The 18,135-nt window shown below is 44.2% G+C and carries 16 protein-coding genes; 12 read left to right on the forward strand and 4 right to left on the reverse strand.

What is annotated here, in order from left to right:
* Positions 1 to 91: 91 nt before the first annotated feature.
* The 4 genes from KI743_RS06230 to KI743_RS06245 all read left to right on the forward strand — a co-directional run bounded on the left by KI743_RS06230 (position 92) and on the right by KI743_RS06245 (position 3,256).
* Entirely contained in the window at positions 92 to 1,024 is a 933-nt protein-coding gene (locus KI743_RS06230; protein ID WP_285465600.1) for an exopolyphosphatase, read from the forward strand.
* 195 nt (positions 1,025 to 1,219) lie between these two features.
* On the forward strand, positions 1,220 to 1,738 hold the full coding sequence (locus KI743_RS06235) for an NUDIX hydrolase (RefSeq protein WP_285465601.1): 519 nt from the start codon (positions 1,220 to 1,222) through the stop codon (positions 1,736 to 1,738).
* 322 nt (positions 1,739 to 2,060) lie between these two features.
* The gene (locus KI743_RS06240) at positions 2,061 to 2,567 is read left to right on the forward strand and encodes a DUF2059 domain-containing protein (RefSeq protein WP_285465602.1); all 507 of its coding nucleotides are present in this window, start codon (positions 2,061 to 2,063) and stop codon (positions 2,565 to 2,567) included.
* 83 nt (positions 2,568 to 2,650) lie between these two features.
* Entirely contained in the window at positions 2,651 to 3,256 is a 606-nt protein-coding gene (locus KI743_RS06245) for a glutathione S-transferase family protein (protein WP_285465603.1), read from the forward strand.
* Positions 3,257 to 3,261: 5 nt separating this feature from the next.
* Here the strand turns inward: KI743_RS06245 and KI743_RS06250 are convergent, their stop codons facing one another.
* Complete coding sequence (locus KI743_RS06250) at positions 3,262 to 4,161, reverse strand: LysR family transcriptional regulator (protein WP_285465604.1); 900 nt, start codon at positions 4,159 to 4,161, stop codon at positions 3,262 to 3,264.
* A gap of 150 nt (positions 4,162 to 4,311) precedes the next feature.
* On the opposite strand from KI743_RS06250, the gene KI743_RS06255 reads away from it, so the two are divergent.
* Positions 4,312 to 5,274, forward strand: a complete 963-nt coding sequence (locus KI743_RS06255) for an NAD(P)H-dependent oxidoreductase (protein WP_285465605.1) — start codon at positions 4,312 to 4,314, stop codon at positions 5,272 to 5,274.
* Between the two features lie 380 nt (positions 5,275 to 5,654).
* Positions 5,655 to 7,028, forward strand: a complete 1,374-nt coding sequence (locus KI743_RS06260; RefSeq protein ID WP_285465606.1) for a carbohydrate porin — start codon at positions 5,655 to 5,657, stop codon at positions 7,026 to 7,028.
* 170 nt (positions 7,029 to 7,198) lie between these two features.
* Here the strand turns inward: KI743_RS06260 and KI743_RS06265 are convergent, their stop codons facing one another.
* Positions 7,199 to 8,185, reverse strand: coding sequence for a LacI family DNA-binding transcriptional regulator (locus KI743_RS06265; protein WP_285465607.1), 987 nt, complete (start codon positions 8,183 to 8,185; stop codon positions 7,199 to 7,201).
* Positions 8,186 to 8,418: 233 nt separating this feature from the next.
* Between KI743_RS06265 and KI743_RS06270 the strand changes: the two genes are divergently transcribed.
* The 3 genes from KI743_RS06270 to KI743_RS06280 all read left to right on the forward strand — a co-directional run bounded on the left by KI743_RS06270 (position 8,419) and on the right by KI743_RS06280 (position 12,425).
* A complete protein-coding gene (locus KI743_RS06270) occupies positions 8,419 to 9,858 on the forward strand; it encodes a sucrose-specific PTS transporter subunit IIBC (RefSeq protein WP_285465608.1) in 1,440 nt (479 codons plus the stop codon).
* A 165-nt stretch (positions 9,859 to 10,023) separates the two neighbouring features.
* Complete coding sequence (locus KI743_RS06275; protein ID WP_285465609.1) at positions 10,024 to 10,956, forward strand: aminoimidazole riboside kinase; 933 nt, start codon at positions 10,024 to 10,026, stop codon at positions 10,954 to 10,956.
* Positions 10,957 to 10,979: 23 nt separating this feature from the next.
* On the forward strand, positions 10,980 to 12,425 hold the full coding sequence (locus tag KI743_RS06280; protein ID WP_285465610.1) for a sucrose-6-phosphate hydrolase: 1,446 nt from the start codon (positions 10,980 to 10,982) through the stop codon (positions 12,423 to 12,425).
* A gap of 109 nt (positions 12,426 to 12,534) precedes the next feature.
* Here the strand turns inward: KI743_RS06280 and KI743_RS06285 are convergent, their stop codons facing one another.
* Positions 12,535 to 13,542, reverse strand: coding sequence for a polysaccharide lyase family 7 protein (locus tag KI743_RS06285; RefSeq protein ID WP_373417819.1), 1,008 nt, complete (start codon positions 13,540 to 13,542; stop codon positions 12,535 to 12,537).
* Between the two features lie 387 nt (positions 13,543 to 13,929).
* On the opposite strand from KI743_RS06285, the gene KI743_RS06290 reads away from it, so the two are divergent.
* From KI743_RS06290 to KI743_RS06300, 3 genes are read left to right on the forward strand one after another with little or no spacing between them, the layout of a single operon-like run.
* Entirely contained in the window at positions 13,930 to 15,264 is a 1,335-nt protein-coding gene (locus tag KI743_RS06290) for a dihydroorotase (protein ID WP_285465612.1), read from the forward strand.
* Between the two features lie 36 nt (positions 15,265 to 15,300).
* Complete coding sequence (locus KI743_RS06295; RefSeq protein ID WP_285465613.1) at positions 15,301 to 15,861, forward strand: carbonate dehydratase; 561 nt, start codon at positions 15,301 to 15,303, stop codon at positions 15,859 to 15,861.
* On the forward strand, positions 15,851 to 16,852 hold the full coding sequence (locus KI743_RS06300) for a GTP-binding protein (protein WP_285465614.1): 1,002 nt from the start codon (positions 15,851 to 15,853) through the stop codon (positions 16,850 to 16,852). Before KI743_RS06295 ends, KI743_RS06300 begins: the two co-directional genes overlap by 11 nt.
* Positions 16,853 to 17,007: 155 nt before the next feature.
* Here KI743_RS06300 and KI743_RS06305 read toward each other — a convergent pair whose 3' ends face one another.
* The gene (locus KI743_RS06305; RefSeq protein ID WP_285465615.1) at positions 17,008 to 17,880 is read right to left on the reverse strand and encodes an aspartoacylase; all 873 of its coding nucleotides are present in this window, start codon (positions 17,878 to 17,880) and stop codon (positions 17,008 to 17,010) included.
* Positions 17,881 to 18,135 lie beyond the last annotated feature (255 nt).

The raw sequence follows: 18,135 nt of genomic DNA on the forward strand, positions 1-18,135 counted from the left end.
ATTGCTTGCATATGGGTTAAGTGAATGGCTTGATTATAGATATTCTGTGCGGTTATCTTAGCTTAATATGTTTGATGACAAAGGAATGAAAATGTCAGACCCAAAATACCGACTCGTTACCCGTAGTGACTTTGATGGCCTTGTGTGTGCCGTACTTTTAAAGCAACAAGACCTCATTGATGACATCAAATTTGTTCATCCAAAAGATATGCAAGACGGCATCATTGAGATCACTGAGAACGATATTGTCACCAACTTGCCTTATGTTCCTTCGTCATATCTGACTTTTGACCACCATCTTTCTGAAACCATTCGTAATACAGGTGAGCGTACTAACCATATTATCGACCCTGATGCGCCTTCAGCTGCGCGTGTTGTTTGGGATCATTATGGTGGTCTTGCGACGTTCCCTGAAGAGTGGCAAGAGATGATGGAAGCGGTTGATAAAGGCGATTCAGCACAGTTCAACAAAGATGAAGTGTTGGATGCGCAAGGTTGGAACTTACTCAACTTCCTTATGGACGCGCGTACTGGTCTTGGTCGTTTCCGTGAGTTTAGAATTTCCAACTACGCCTTGATGATGGACCTGATTGACTACTGTAAGAATCATACGATTGATCAGATCCTCGAACTGCCTGACGTGAAAGAGCGCATCGATCTCTATCGTGAACATGAGCAGAAGTTTAAGGAACAGGTGACCCGCTGTGCGCAGGTCCATCAAAATCTGGTGTTCCTCGATCTTACTGAAGAAGAAACCATTTACGCGGGTAACCGTTTTATGATTTATGCACTGTTCCCAGAGTGCAATATCTCGATTCATAAGATGTGGGGTTTCCAGAAGCAGAATATTGTATTTGCAACTGGTAAATCTATCTTCGATCGCAGCTCTAAAACCAATGTAGGTGAATTGATGCTGCAATACGGTGGCGGCGGTCATATCGCAGCTGGTACCTGCCAGATTGCGATTGATGAAGCGGCTCAGGTTCAACAAGCTCTGATTGAAGTGATTACTGCAGACGGTTAAGTCTGTGTTAAAGCAGTACGCTGATAGTGAAAGCCTTACATGAGACTCGAAAAGGGCAAACATGTAAGGCTTTTTTCGTTTGAGAGACGTTAATGTATAAGCTTTGGTACTGTTAAGCATTGAATCATATGCTTGAATTCAATCTATTGGTGATTGTGATATGATGCCGCCAAATTTTGCAGAGCTATAACGACAATGAGACACCTGAAAACAACGATTCACCCTGACATTGAGCACTTAGATAACCAAACTGTGTACAAGCGTAACGCCGCTCGTGCAATTGTGTTGGATGGTGAGAACATTCTGATGCTATATACAGAGCGTTACCACGACTACACCATTCCTGGGGGCGGCTTAGATGAAGGTGAGGACGTTATTGCGGGTATGGTTCGTGAGCTGCAAGAAGAGACAGGAGCTCAGAATATTCATGGCATTAAACCATTTGGTATTTTTGAGGAGTTTCGTCCTTGGTATAAAGATGATGCCGATATCATGCACATGATCTCCTACTGTTACACCTGTAAAATAGATAGTGAATTGGGTGATACAGCGTACGAAGATTATGAAGTTAAGAACGGGATGAAGCCGGTTTGGATCAATATCCATGAAGCTATCGCCCATAACGAAAAAACCATGGCAGAAAGCCCTAAGAAAGGCATGAGCATTGAGCGCGAAACCTTTCTATTACATTTGGTTGCTAAAGAGATGCTGTAATTCACAAGCTTACTTGGGGTAGCAGTATCAGTGCTGCCCCACACATTACTACCTTTTTTATTGTGTCCCAACCCTTCTTATTGTCTTCCAGTCTATCTCTGAACTCCTCCAATCTCTGTTCTCTTACTCCTCATGTCGCATATTTGTAATGTTTAGCGATATTTGCTCGATTTTATAACGCTAAATGATATAAGTTCTCAATATTGCCTTTTATGTCAATGAATTAAGTGATGATCATCCGGTAACAATGGGATGTTTTTGTCAAAAAATTTTGGTTTGTACCGTTAGGGTTATGCGTTATTGCATATTGAGAGAGAATAAAATGAAAAAAGTCGTTATTGCGTTAATGTTGTTATTGCCTTTGCATTTATCAGCGAGTGATTTTTCCAAGGCAGAAAAAGTGAATGCGTTAGTTGAGGTTATGAATTTAGATGAGATGCTAGATTCGATGAACATCCAGATAAATAACATGATCGGCAGTATGCATACACAATTGGAGGTCTCCGAGTCTGAACGTCCTCTCTTTGAAGAATATCATCAAGAGGTGCTTGCGATTATGCAAGCTGAGTTGAGCTGGGAGCAGTTTGAACCGATGATAGTCAACATCTACAACAAACATTTTTCTGAAGAAGAGATCACCGCAATGTTAGAGTTTTATCGTTCAGAAACGGGTCAAAGTATCCTGAGTAAAATGCCTGTTGTGATGCAAGAGTCGATGGTAACAAGTCAAGCATTAGCACAGCGAGTGATGCCAAAAATTCAAGCGCTTACGGAAGAGTTTCACAAAAACCTGAAAGAGCACCGCAAGCAAGAAAAGCAGACTCAATAATAACTTCTGCATTGAATTGATCGCCAAGAGAGTGAAACTTTTGGTAGGTATCGTAACTACGCCGGAAATAGCTAGGAGGTCATATGGATTTGGTTCTCTACAGTGCCGCTGGGTCGAACAGCTCTGAACGAGTGGAGTGGGCACTGAACTACAAAGGTATTCCATACAATAGGGTAGAAGTGACCTCACAAGAGTTACAAACGAGCTACTTAGCGATCAATCCGTTTGGATATGTGCCTTCACTTTCTGTCGATGGGGTGGTGCTCTCTGAATCAATGGCCATTATCGAGTACATAGAAGAGACTTTTGACGGTCGTACTTTGTTGGGAAATGAGCCTTTGGTTAGGGCTGACGTGCGTCGGGTGTGTGAGTTCGTTAACTCGACCATACACTCTTCACAAAATCGCACGGTGTTGCGTTTCTTGCGGCCCGAACTTGAGGAAGATTCGAAACGAGCACTACGCGGAGAATGGATTACTCGAAGTCTTGATAAGTTGAGACCGTCGATCTGCCTAGACTCAAGGTTTGCGATTGGCCGTCAATTCACTCTGGCAGATATTTTCATCGCTTCTATCTATAAAAAGGCGCTACAACACGGCTCTGCACCTATCTCTTTTTATGACTCTCATTTGAATAATTTGAGAGGTATCGAACGCATTGCAAACGCGGAGCCAACAAGGCTCGATTAAGTGGCCTATTGGGTGATCTTTTCATACAAGAAGTCGATCAATACGCGCACTCGGCGAGCCTTTTGTGTGTTTCTATGGAAATAGAGATAGAGTCCTGCGGTATCTCCCCAATGCTCTTCTAAGACAGGAATTAACTCGCCTGACTCGAACAGAGGCTCAACCATTGGTGAGATAATACGCCCAATTCCCAATCCTTTTTTGGCCGCGTCAACCATGAGGTCAGTGTCGTTCACGGTAAGAGCTGTCGGGATTTTCACATGGACAGTATTACCATTGTCGATCATGGGTAAAGGCGCCACTTTCTTTGAAGTAATAAAGCGATACTGGATTTGTCTATGTTGTGACAGCTCACTGATGCTCGTCGGCATTCCGAAAGCAGAGATATAAGCAGGGGAAGCGAACACGGCTTCTTTAAAGTTTGGAGTCAGTGGTTTGGCGATCATACCTTCTTCGACCTTGTCACCGAAACGAATTCCCAGATCCATACCCTCTTTGAGAATATCGACCGTTCCATCAAAGATAGAGATTTCCAACTGTATTTCAGGAAAGCGCTGGCAAAATTCCGCGTATATTGGCTCAAGCAAGTACTGATAGACGAATCTGGGAACGGTAATTGAGACACGACCTGATGGTGTTCGACTTAGATCCGCAACGCTTTCGACAGCAAACGAGAGATCACTGATAGCATCCAAAGTTCTTTCATAAAGCGCATGGCCTGCCTCTGTGAGTTCGACACGACGCGTGGTACGGGTGAATAGTGGCAGCCCTAGCTCACTCTCAAGAGACTTGAGTGCTTGACTAACCGAGGGGGGAGCAACCTCTAACTGCCTTGCTGCGCCTGAGATTGAACCCTCTCGCGCAATCGCATGAAACATAAGTAGTTGATTATACGTTGTTCCCTTCATTAGTTGTCTCCGACAGTCATATCAGGTCTATTCTATTTTAGTTATTTGTTAGTTTCTACCTAATAGTTAATTAAACATTAAGCCTCTAAAAATAAATAATGGCGACACGTATGATTTGCTCATCCACCAATGACGATGAAGAAAATGAATATGAGCAAAACAGTTGTTATTTCGGGTCACCCGAATTTAGAAGAGTCATACACAAACACAGTTATCCTCGATGCTTTGCAAAATGGCTTGGATGACGTGTCTGTACGTCGTTTAGATACGCTTTATCCGGACTATAAGATCGATGTAGAAGCTGAACAGCAAGCGCTTATTGAAGCGGATGTGATCGTCCTTCAGTTTCCATTCTACTGGTACTCTGTGCCAGCTCTAATGAAAAAGTGGTTGGACGATGTTATGGCGTTTAACTTTGCCTACGGCCCTGAAGGTGACAAGTTAAAAGGTAAAGAGTTTTTCTTATCTTTCACTGTTGGTGGTCCGTCAGAGTCTTATGATCCATTGGGTTATAACCATTTCACTATCGAGCAGCTCGTGTTTCCTCTGCAGCAAACAGCGTACCTTGCTGGAGTGAAATACAATAAACCAGTGTATACTCACCGAATGGTTTACATTCCAAATGTATACAATGAGTTAGAAGAAGTACAAGCGCGAGCGAATGACCACGCAGAGCGACTGATTGCCTCAATTCGCCAAGTAACAGAGTCTGACGAAGCTCGCCTGCACCGCTTCGTGGCAGAGTGGTTTGGTCAATTTGATCAGCTCACAGAGCAAAGCGATTACTTCTTGGAGCATCTTAGTGAAAAAGTTGAGATGACGATGCCGGAAGGTAAGTTCATCGGTCACTCAGGGTTCGAAGATTGGTACGCGATAGCTCGCGCTACATTCAAACCAAATTGTGAGCACGATGTAGAGCAGCTTGCGATTAAGAAGGTAGAACAAGGCTATCAGTTGGATTTACGAATTCGACTAAAGGCAGATACGTACTCGAACTCGTTATTAAAAGGCGAGTCATTAGAGCTTTCGGTCAATGAAACATGGCAGTTGTCTCTAGATGATCAAGGCAAGGTAACGATTCATGAATACTTAGTTACGCCTCTAGTAAGTTAAATCTCTATCAATGTTCAATGAAGCAAATGGGCTGTAACGGCCTATTTGTTTCATTATCTGACATCATCCAACGTATCAACGAAGGCAAATCTTCTTCGTTTTTGTCGAATTTCTGTGCCATGGTTTATGTGCGCTTGCTACCAATCACATTTCCCTTTCTTATCTTTATCGTGATGCGCATAACAGAATTTAATAAATTCGGTAACGTTCCCGAAATTTATCGATATTATCCATCCCAAGGTCACAAGCCAGATGTTTTTCTAAGTATGAATATGCATCAAAATATCGGCTTATCATCTGTTTTCTATTCTTAAATCGCCTATAAATTTTATTGGGAACGTTTGCAATAATTCTTAATATCATTACGTGGGACAAAGGACATGAAACGACATAATTTAGCAATGGCTGTAGCAATGAGTTTGGTAGCTTTACCAGCAATGGCATCAACAGAGGTCTCTGAATTAGAAAAGCGAATCAACGAGTTAGAGAAAAGAATCGAACAAACTGAACAGGTCGCAGTGACAGCCGATGAGAAGGCATCGACATTTGAGTTTCACGGCTATGCACGATCTGGGTTATTAATTAATGATGATTTAAATGGCGCGACAGGTACAGGGCCATACATGACAGCTGCGGGAGCTATTGGTGCACCAATAGGTCGTTTGGGAGTTGAGGACGACCACTACGTAGAAGCGAACTTGATTCATAAGCGCTTTGCGGATGATGGTTCAAGTGCGTTGTTTAGAATCATGCTTGCGGACAGTACTGAAACAAACAATGAATGGACGGCAAGTGAAAGCCAATTGAATGTACGTCAGGTTTATTCAGAATTGAATAACTTAGCAATGTTCTCAGGCTCAGGGACATTTTCAGAGGCAACGTTCTGGGCGGGTAAGCGATTTGATAGAGATAACTTTGATATCCACTTCTTTGACTCTGATATCGTATTCTTGTCGGGTACTGGTGCGGGTGTTTACGATGTTCAACTAAATGAAAGTTGGAAGGCTAACTTCTCGATTTACGGTCGCGACTTTGGGGAAATTGATAGCTCATCAACTGATGTTGAAAACTACATTGCGACGATGAACAACCGCATTGGGCAGTGGCAATTTATGTTGAGTGCGATGACGTCAGCAGACAATAGTGATCGTACTGATGGCGCCGCTGATCATGGTGAGCACGCGATGCTCGCTTTCCATGCAGAGAGTTTCTACGGAATGAGCGAAGGCTTCTCAAAAACTGGATTCATTGTTGGTAGTGGTTTGGGTGCTGAGTTGAAAGGCATAGGGTCAAACGGCGATCTGCTGGATGACGCGAAAGCAGTACGTTTATTCAGCTATGGTGTCACACGCTTTGCTGATAATTGGCGTGTTGCTCCAGCGTTTATGGCTGAACGCAGTCAAGATCGCCTAGAGAAGAATGATGAATATACATGGGCGTCACTCAATGTTCGATTAGCTCAAGAGTTCAATGAAAACTTTGAAATGGTGTATGAGGGTTCATACCAATATATGGACCTTGATAACTCTGTCGAACAAGCGAGTGGTGGTTTTTACAAGGCGACCGTTGCCCCGACTTTGAAGCTTTCAACAAGTACCGGCTTCTTTGATCGTCCTGAACTACGTTTTGCTGTGAGCTATGTAGATTGGAGCGATGAGCTGAATGGTTATGCTATCAGCCAAGAACCGGATGCATCTACGATGGGTGACGGCGGAGAGGTTCTGTTCGCGCTTCAGATGGAAACTTGGTTCTAACATTAACTTTTAATTACTTAAGGTACAGTTAGTTACTAAGAAAAAGTTAGTTACTAAGATAATATTAATCACTAAGACAAAAATGCCAACCGCAGAGGTTGGCATTTTTATTGAGTCCTTATTGAGAATGAGAACGGAAGGATAGCCCTTTCCTGCCTTTGTTGAAGCGATTAGCAAGACTGCCTGTCAATGTTTTGAAAGGTGAGTACCATCTTACTCATCTCAAACCCTTTATTTGCAATTCGATCTAACAGCAATTTTGCACCATTTTCTCCCGCCTTATCAAACGCATAGTTGAACGTTGATAGGGTAGGGGTACAGACTGAAGCGAGTTCATCGTCACCAACACCAAGTACGAAAATATCTTTCCCAGGCTCAAGTTTGGCTTCTTGAATGGCTCTCATGGCACCAATCGCAATACGGTCTGTCGCACAGAATAGGCCGTCTAATTTCGGGAACTTCTTGAGGTGTTCTTTTGCCAGTTCGTAACCCGACTCAATCGTAAAATCGCCTCGAGCATGGAATTTTAATTCGAGTTCATGGTGTTTGAGGGCATCTTCAAAGCCTTGAGACCTCTGCTTATCAACGGCGATATCGTCGCCTTGAACGCCAATAAAGCCAAGTGTTTGGCATCCTTTACTAACCAGACGATTTCCAGCTTCAAAGCCAACACGAGTATCGTCATGAATGATGCTAGGTATGTTGAACATCGAACCATCTTGACCGACCAACACCACTGGAACGGCAGAGCTTTGAATTGCCTTTACGAGCGTTTTGTCTAGGTGGGTGGCGTAGAGAATAATCCCTTCCACTCGCTTCTGATTAAAGATATGGATGTATTCCAACTCTTTTTGATGCGCTTGATGGGTACTGGCTAACAATACGTGCTTGCCTGCCTGCTCAAGCACTGTCGTTAAGCCGTCAACGCCTTGTGACGTAGCGTGAGAGGAGACGCGTGGGACAATCACACCAACAAGGTTTGTTTTACGAGATTTAAGGTCCTTTGCGACTTGATTAGGAACATAGCCACACTCTTCTACGGCCTTGCGAACCTTGATCTTAGTGGCCTCTTTGACGCCATATTCATCATTAATAACACGTGAAACTGTCGACTTTGAGACGCCAGCTAGAAGTGCAACATCATGCAGACTTGCCATTCACACTATCCATTCATTTATTTTTGGGATTGTTTGCAAAGAGATGAGACTCGTTGCTTAAGTTAATGGGAATTTTAACCCTGTCGGAGTTATTTAGGGAGATAATTTAAAGATCTTTCTCACACTCTTGAGCAGATATCTTTGATCATTTGTTAGTAATCAGCAAAAATTCTTTTTGCAAACGTTCCCGAAAATTTCGAAAGGCTCAAATTAATAATCCAATGGGGTATGAAATGAATTATCCAGCAGTAGCCAAAGAGCTGTTAACTCTATTAGGTGGCAAGAGCAATATTACCGCTCTCGCACACTGTGCAACGCGCTTGCGCCTTGCCGTAGCCGATGAATCAAAAATTGACGAGCAAGCCATCGATAATCTTGATGGGGTCAAAGGTCAGTTCAAAGTTGCGGGTCAGTACCAAATTATTTTCGGTTCGGGAATCGTTAACCAAGTTTACGCCGAGCTGGCGAAGTTAACCGGCATGAGTGAGATGTCGACCAACGATGTCGCATCTGCAGGTGCCAACAAACAGAATATTGTGCAAAGAGCGGTAAAGGGACTCTCTGACATTTTCGTTCCGATTATTCCAGCAATCGTTGCTGGTGGTTTGTTGATGGGCATTTATAACTTATTGACTGCACAAGGTTTGTTTATTGATGGCCAATCTCTAATTGACGCCAATCCAGGGTTAACTGACCTTGCGAATATGATCAATACCTTCGCTAATGCTCCTTTTGTTTACTTACCTATTTTATTAGCGTTCTCGGCAAGCAAGAAGTTTGGCGGTAATCCATATCTAGGTGCAGCATTAGGTATGCTGATGGTTCACCCAGAACTGCTTAATGGATGGGGCTTCGGCGGCGCTGCTGTTTCAGGCAATATTCCTGTTTGGAACATCATGGGTTTTGAAATCCAGAAGGTTGGCTATCAAGGTTCAGTACTTCCGGTTCTTGTTTCAGCGTTTATTCTGGCTAAGGTCGAGCTTGGTCTACGTAAAGTGATTCCGTCGGTACTGGATAACCTTTTAACACCGCTATTGGCCATTTTTATCACGGGTCTACTGACGTTCACCGTTGTTGGTCCGTTTACACGTGATATCGGCTTCCTACTAGGTGATGGCCTAAACTGGCTTTACAACTCTGCTGGCTTTGTTGGTGGTGCGGTATTTGGCTTTATTTATGCACCGTTTGTTATTACCGGTATGCATCACAGCTTTATCGCAATTGAAACACAGCTGCTTGCTGATATTGCAATCACTGGCGGTACATTTATCTTCCCAATTGCAGCAATGTCTAACGTATCTCAAGGTGCTGCAGCACTTGCAGTTGGCGTCATGAGCAAAGACAAAAAGATGAAAGGGATTGCGATTCCATCTGGTGTCACCGGTCTACTAGGTATTACCGAACCTGCTATGTTCGGTGTAAACCTAAAACTGCGTTACCCGTTCATCGCCGCTGTGTGTGCAGCAGCTCTATCGAGTGCCTTTATTACAATGTTCAATGTGAAAGCGCAGGCACTAGGTGCAGCGGGCTTACCGGGTATTATCTCAATTTCTCCTGAGCATATTGGTTACTACATTGTTGGTATGATCATCGCGTTTATTACGGCGTTTGCACTGACTGTTGTTCTTGGTATGCGTGAGCAGGTAAAGCAAAACCGTAAGGCTACGGCTTAGATTTGAACTCCTTAAGGGTGGGGTTCCCCCAATTCCACTTCTTTTCCTAAATTGTTGGGGCGCTAGCCAAGCATCTTATCTTGGCTAGCCTTTTTGTTTTTTCATTGATATAGGCAACGAGACGTCGCCGCTTATTTATCAATATGTTTGTTTAAGGTAAGTATGATGAATCAAGTATGGGTAACAGGTGATGCTGTTGTTGACTTAATTCCCGACTCGGACTCGACGCTATTGAAATGCCCTGGTGGTGCGCCTGCCAATGTGGCGGTTGCCGTTTCTCGTCTCTCGGGCAAAAGTGCTTTCTTTGGGCGAGTAGGAGATGATCCGTTTGGTCGTTTTATGAAGACGACATTGACTAAAGAAAATGTAAATGTCGATTTTCTGGTTCAAGATCCGACACACAGAACATCAACGGTAGTGGTTGACTTGGATGATGATGGTGAGCGCAGCTTTACCTTTATGGTTAAGCCAAGTGCCGATCAGTTTATGGTCAAAGATGATATTCCAAGCTTTCAACAAGGTGATTGGTTACATGTCTGCTCTATTTCTCTGGCTAATGAACCAAGCAGAAGTAGTACATTTGAAGCAATTGATAGAATCAAACGCGTCGGTGGTTATGTGAGTTTAGACCCAAACTTGCGCGAAGAGGTATGGGCGAATCCGTCTGAAATAAAAAGTACTGTAATGAAAGCTGTGGCACTGGCTGATGTCGTCAAGTTCTCTGAAGAGGAATTAGTGTTTTTGACAGACTCTCAATCGGTTGAACAAGGTCTAAACATTATCGCTGACTTTGACAACACGCTCATTTTGGTTACGCAAGGTGCCAAGGGAGTGTGGCGAATCTTTGAAGGTTCAGGAAAGCGAGTAACAGGTCAAGTCGTACAGCCAGTTGATACGACTGGTGCTGGTGACGCCTTCGTCGGTGGCCTGCTCGCAAGACTTTCTCAACAGCAACATTGGGATAATCTCGCCACGATCGATAAAGCGATCGAGTGGGCAAATGGCTGCGGTGCACTTGCAACAACGCAAAAAGGTGCCATGACTGCACTCCCTACCCAAGAAGAACTTATTCAGTTCATCCACTGCGCGCAGTCGTAGTCAACGAGACTAGAGAACAATGCATGAATGCAAATAGTAATTGGACTGTGGAACAAAGGTATCGCCGTTTAGAACAGATTACATCGCAAGAAGTGGCTGAAATGGAGAGTGCTCGCGTTACGGATGCTGGCTTTCCTAGTTATCACATTGCCCCAAAATTTGGCTTACTGAACGATCCAAATGGTCTTTGTTATTTCAACGGCGAACACCACATCTTCTATCAATGGACTCCGGTTGGCCCTGTTCATGGCATGAAATATTGGTACCACGTATCAACCAAAGATTTTGTCCATTTTACCGATCACGGAGTAGGCCTAGAGCCTGGTGATGATTACGACTCACACGGTGTCTATTCGGGCGGAGCGCTTGTCGATAACGAGCAAGCCTTGCTTTTCTTCACAGGTAATAGACGCGACCAAGACTGGATCCGAGAGCCTACGCAGTGTTTCGCAACCATGACGGCAGAAGGTACGATCGAGAAGCAGGGCGTGATTATTGAAAATGATCACTACACTGAGCATTTTCGAGACCCTAAGGTATGGAAAAAGGATGACCAGTACTTCATGGTCGTGGGCGCTCAAACTCCAGATGAACGTGGCTCAATGGTGCTTTATCAAAGTTCAGATTTAAAGACTTGGCAGCATAAAGGGCCGATAAAAACTCGTTACCAAGATTTCGGTTACATGTGGGAATGTCCTGATTTTTTTGAAATTGATGGCAAATCAATCATGCTGTTTTCTCCACAAGGTGTGTCATCCAGCAATGCTTACGATTTTAAAAATATTTACTCGGTCGCCTATATTGTTGGTGACAGATTGAACCTTGAGTCAATGGAACTTGAAGGACACCAAGATATCATTCAACCTGACTATGGCTTTGATTTCTATGCACCTCAGACCTATTTAGATGAACAAGGTCGCCGTATTTTGATTGCTTGGATTGGGTTACCTGACATCGACGCGCCATCGGTAAAGAATCAGTGGGCAGGTATGCTGTCATTACCACGTGAACTACGTTTGGAAGGGGGCTACTTAATTCAATCAACTCTCACTGAACTCGATGAGTTGAAAGGGGAGGGAGAAGTCTTCTCTGGAGCACATGTGTTGAATCAAACAAGCTTTATGCTTCGTTTGGAACTCGACACTGATGAGTTTGCTTTAGAGTTAAGAAATGGGCGTGGCGACAAGGTAACCTTTAGTGCTGACGAAAATGAATTTACTCTCGCTCGCGGCCAAATGTCTCAGAACTATGCTCAAGAATTTGGAGATGTGAGAAAAGCACCGAGGTTGAGCAAAAGGCAGGTGATTGACGTCTATGTTGATAATTCGGTGATGGAGATTTTCATCAATGGCGGTAGACATACTATGACCAGTCGTTTCTTCATTGATGATCTACAGTTGGTCTCTGAGCAAGGTATAGCGCGAGCTTGTTACTATTCAATGCAACCTGTGACCGGATTGTTCGATTAGAAAAATACTGACTAAAGCCTTCATCATCAACTCATATAATCGCATTGATAATGACCTTCAAGCCATCGTGTTTGAAGGTCATTTTTGTTCTATGACACTAAATAGAGCGTTATTTTCCGTTTAACTTCAACGCTGAGAAGGTCACGCTGTTGTAGTCACCATTCTTCTTGTCTGTTGCGAAGTCACCTGTACCTGCACAACCCGGTCCCCAAATTGGATGGGAATCGTTCACGCTACACTGACCGTACGCGCCGGCTTTAAAGTAGAAGTCATCTTCAGCGTAACCTGTAGGGAAGTCTTTCTCATCAATCCCTTTGCTTAGGTCAATTTCGTATTTCACCGTGTCATGACGTGCGGTTTCAAAGGTTAGATACATCATGGTCTCTTTCACTTCGACGCGGTAGCTAAACTCTTCACCCAACTTGATGCCTGCCTTGCCCGGTTCTTGTTGGTTCTCCCAAGTGTTCCCCCAAACTGGATAAGCGATATCAGCACGGTTTGGATCTTTCTTCGCTAGGTTACGCTCGTAGTTCCAGAATACAGAGCCGTACTCGTGGCCCGGAAATTTTTTATAGAAGATTTTTAATGGTTCGTTTCCGTGCCCATAGCCTGTTTTTGCTTTGATGAGTTCATTGTGTTTCTTGGCGTGGATCTGACCCACTACTACAGAGTGTGCAGGGTACTTCTCAGGGTGTTTAGCATTGATGGATACATGATCAACTTTTAGAGTCGCCTCGAGTGTTCCGCCAACGGCGCTGTACTCATCCGCTTGAGGGTGGCTAGAGAGTGCCCATTGATTGAGTTTGCCGTCGGTAAGAATGTTGTCAAAGTTAGCGCCGCGCGGCATTTGGCGTAGTTCCGAACGAGCGTTCTTTGAGTTCTTGGTTGTGATCGCCTTGTTGTGTACCTCAAACACAAGGTGTCCATCTTCGTTCAGGAAGAAAAAGTCCTCATGAGAGTAGCTCATCATTGCGACGCCTTCGATCTCGTCGATGCGCCCATCTTCATTGATGTCAGAAGGAATCGTGATCTTCCAGTTTCGCATGTCAAACTTATCGGCAGGGACGGCGTGGGATACGCCATTGTTAATCACTTCAGCCATAGCAGCTAAAGGCATAGACAACAGTACTGATGCAGCAATTAGGGTTCTTTTGTTCATTATTGGTACTCTTATTATGTAATATTGTCATACATAATAGTTATCATTGAAACAAGAAAAAGGCTTGATCGCCCTATGTGTAAATAAGATCACATTTTTCTTGGGATTTAATGGGGTCACTGTGAGGGCGGTCTGACTGTCCATAGTCTCGATAGGAATGACTATTAAAGCTCACTAATAAGCTCATCAATAAACCATACAAAGAGTTACAACCTTATATTGGTTATGTTATAACGTAACATTAAATTGAGCGTTAGCACCTTTGTTGTCTTGAAGAGGGGCACCAATAGTCTAGTGGTCATTGCAACCCAACCTTTAACAATGACAAGGAGCTTGTTAAATACTATGTCTGCAACGCTGATCAAAAATGCCCAAGTGGTGAATGAAGGGGTGGTTATTGAGACTGACGTGAGAATTGTTGGTCAACGCATTGATAGGATCGCAAAGGGGATTGAGGCGCATCCTGATGACTCAATTATTGATGCAAAAGGTCGTTTTCTTATTCCGGGAATGATTGATGACCAAGCGCACTTTCGCGAGCCAGGTTTAACCAACAAAGGCTCCATTGCTTCAGAATCTCGCGCTGCGGTAGCTGGAGGTATCACCAGTTACATGGAGATGCCGAATGTAAACCCTGCGACGACCACGATTGAAGCGCTAGAGAAAAAGTTCGCTATCGCAGAAGAGCGCTCGTTAGCAAACTACTCCTTCTACTTGGGTGCAACGGAGGACAACTTAGAACAGATCAAGCGACTAGATCCAGCGATTCACTGTGGCGTGAAAGTGTTTATGGGTGCATCGACAGGTAACTTACTAGTGGAGGCTCCGGATGCTTTGGAAGCGATCTTCGGTGATTCCCCTGTGCTTATCGTTACCCACTGTGAGAGTGGTCCGGTAATCCAGAAAAACCTAGACAAGCTTAAACAGTCAAAAGCGACATTGGAAATAGATGATCATCCAGTGCTAAGAGATGACGAGGCGTGTTATGCGTCTTCTTCTTACGCGGTTGGTTTAGCTAAGAAGCACAACAGTCAGCTGCATGTTTTACACATTACGACTGAGAAAGAGCTCGCTCTGTTTGACAAAGGACCGATTGAGGGCAAAAACATCACCGCTGAAGCGTGTGTGCACCACCTTTGGTTCAGCAACGAAGACTACGCCACGTTAGGCAACCAGATTAAATGTAACCCTGCTGTGAAATACCCTAGCGATCGAGATGCGATCGTAGCGGCTCTTCAGACGGGCCAAATCGATATTATTGCGACTGATCACGCGCCTCACACTTGGGAAGAAAAACAGGTTCCTTATGAGCAAGCACCAGCGGGTTTACCGCTTGTACAGCACGCATTGTTGACTCTGTTCGATCACGTCAATAGCGAGCGTATGACGATTGCGCAGGTCGTTCAAAAAACGGCTCACAACCCATCTATCCGTTACGGCATTAAAGATCGTGGATTCATCCGAGAGGGGTACTTTGCTGACTTGGTGCTTGTCGATATTGAATCTTCAACAGAAGTGACCCACGAAAACAGCTTATATCATTGTGGTTGGACGCCTTTCGCTGGACATACTTTCTCTTCACGTATTGATGGCACTTGGGTCAACGGTCAACTTGTGTATGAGAACCAAACCGTGACTGACCAACCAGTTAAAGCGATGCGCCTAGCATTTGAGAGATAGTTTAAGTTTCAAAACCTGTTGTTGTGAGTAAGTAGTATGTTAAGAAGAAATCCAAGCGGTCATATGCCGCAAGTCTCTGAAAAGGCATTTATCGACCCTACAGCCATCATCTGCGGTAAGGTTATTATCGAAGAGAATGTATTTATTGGCCCATACGCTGTGATTCGTGCTGACGAGGTGAATGAAGAAGGTGATATGGAAGCGATTGTCATCAAGCGCGATACCAACATCCAAGATGGGGTTGTGATTCATTCGAAAGTGGGAGCGGCGGTCACCATTGGCGAACGCTCTTCTATTGCCCACCGCTCAATTATTCACGGACCTTGTGAAGTGAGCGACGACGTTTTTATTGGTTTCAACTCCGTGGTGTTCAATACTGTTATTGGTAAAGGTTGTGTGATCCGCCATAACTGCGTGGTTGATGGAAGAGACCTTCCAGAGAGTTTCCATGTGCCGCCGATGACAAATATTGGTGCTGAATTTGACTTAAACAGTATCTCTAAGGTGCCGCCAGAGTATTCGGCGTTTTCTGAATCGGTTGTCTCAGCGAATCACACCCTTGTTCAAGGCTATAGGAGAATCGCCAATGAGCTCTAAACAAGCTTCTATTTCTGGAGTGCCCACCAATATTATTACTGGCTTCCTTGGGGTGGGAAAAACCACTGCCATCCTTAACTTAATGAAGCACAAACCGGAAGGCGAGAAATGGGCAGTGCTGGTTAATGAGTTTGGTGAGATAGGTGTGGATGGCAGCCTGATACAGGGACAGAAGCCTGACGCTCAATCGGTGTTTATTCGTGAAGTCCCAGGTGGGTGTATGTGCTGTGCGGCTGGTTTACCTATGCAGATCGCGCTTAATCAACTGCTCACTGAAGCAAAGCCTGATCGTCTGTTGATTGAACCGACTGGTTTGGGTCATCCAAAAGAAGTATTGCAGGTCTTATCATCTGAGCACTATCGCACGGTACTATCGCTTCAAAAGAACATTACCTTGGTTGATGCACGTAAACTTGCAGATCCTCGTTACACTGAGCACGATACATTCAATCAGCAAATTGCCATCGCTGATACCGTTGTCGGTAATAAAATTGATCTGTACCAAGACGGCGACCGAGAGAAATTACAAACATACGTTGCTAAGGTGGCAAAACCTGACACCAGAGTCGTTTTTGCGGAGCACGGTGAAATTGCTCAGCATGAATTTGATGGCGATACTCAAGCGCACACTCATGAACATCACCATCATCATCACGGCCACAGCAAGCCATTAGCCTCGGAGTTACCAATGCCAGAAGAGGGTGTTATTAAAGCCAGCAACAGTGGTGAAGGTTTTCACAGTGAGGGATGGCGTTTCTCTGCAGACAAGGTATTTGAACGCGAAGCCGTTGTTAAACTGTTGTTGACGATCGATGCAGAGCGCATGAAAGCCGTGTTTATCACCCAAGACGGCATTTTTGGTTACAACCAAACAGCAGACGGCCTGACGGAGACTGAGTTGGATGATTGCAGCGAAAGCCGTATAGAGGTGATAGCGACAGAAATGGATGCAGAATTAGAGAGCAGATTGCTGAGCTGCTTGAGTGCTTAGAGCCAACGGTTTGCCAAACTGCCTATTGTAGGTGGTTAAAAATGAGCCCCTTAAACGCTTCATTGTGTTTTAGGGGCTTTTGTTTTTTAGAAGGTTCGAGCTTGAGGCTAGCTAGCAACAGTATTCGTCAGAGTATCGTGTGGTTGCACAAATTATTAAGCCACAATGACCTTTTTCTTTTCCGCCAATGCCATCGCGATATTCGCTGCGCTATAGGCACTTTCGTTAATAAAGTGCGGGTAGACCTCTTTTTCGCTCTCCCAAAGTACATCGTATCCGAAGAACGTAGCCAGTATCGGATCACCTTGCTTAACTACTTCAAAGTCGCGCCCGCATATTGTTGGGTGCACGGTTGCTGCGCGCATGCCGTCGTGATCAAGTGGGATTTGAACCTCTTCGAGGTAGTAATAGGCGTCGTAGTTTTCTACTTCTCCAACCTGATCTAAATTATGTTTTTCGACATAATCTAGTACCAAGGTCAGCATCTGTTTCATTAGCTCTAATGAATTGTAGGTTAATGAACCATGTGCTTGAGCGCCAACTTCAATCATGATGCCATGCTGACCTGTGGTGCAAAGGTATGGTTGATCCTGCCAAGGTTTGCGATCTTCAAACAGAATATTAGATTCTGGCATACGTTGTTTCACATACGCGCCCATCTTTTCATAGAAAGGGTCGTTTGAAAGCAAGATTAAGGTTGCCCCCATGTTGCTGGTGGTATTGTGAAGGTCAACAATCAGCTGCTTATTGTTGTCTGAATGCATCGACACGATTTTTTGCGCAAGTGTTTGTTCAGCATTCGCTTCGCTGTCATCGCTGTTCTTTATTGCAAACTGACGATTGAGATCGTCGTCGATGAAACGCACGTTCTTTTTAACGGCTTCTGGGTTTCCTATCATCGATAGCACTGAAAATGTCGCGCGATCTGCGTTATATAAACGGTCTTTTATGAGCTTTTGTAGATAGATTCCTGTTAACTCGTTGCCATGTGTACCCGCAACCAGTAGAACGCGATTTAGTTTGTCCATGAGCGTGATGTTCCAAATGTTACTGCGTTTGAAAACAGTATTGACCAAGATAGCCAGCACTGTGGGATAATAATATTTAGTAATGTTATATCATAACAACTGAGGGTTTTGTATGAGTTCAACGTTTGTTGGCAGCTACTTAACGTCATTGCTGAATACTTAGCGATGAAAAGCAGAACTTGGATCATCTTAAGCCTATTTGGGATTTTAATTATAGTTGACCTTGTCAACTAGTTGCTTTTGGGTTACCTTTGT

Source organism: Vibrio sp. D420a, from assembly GCF_030248625.1.
Classification (GTDB): domain Bacteria; phylum Pseudomonadota; class Gammaproteobacteria; order Enterobacterales; family Vibrionaceae; genus Vibrio; species Vibrio fortis_A.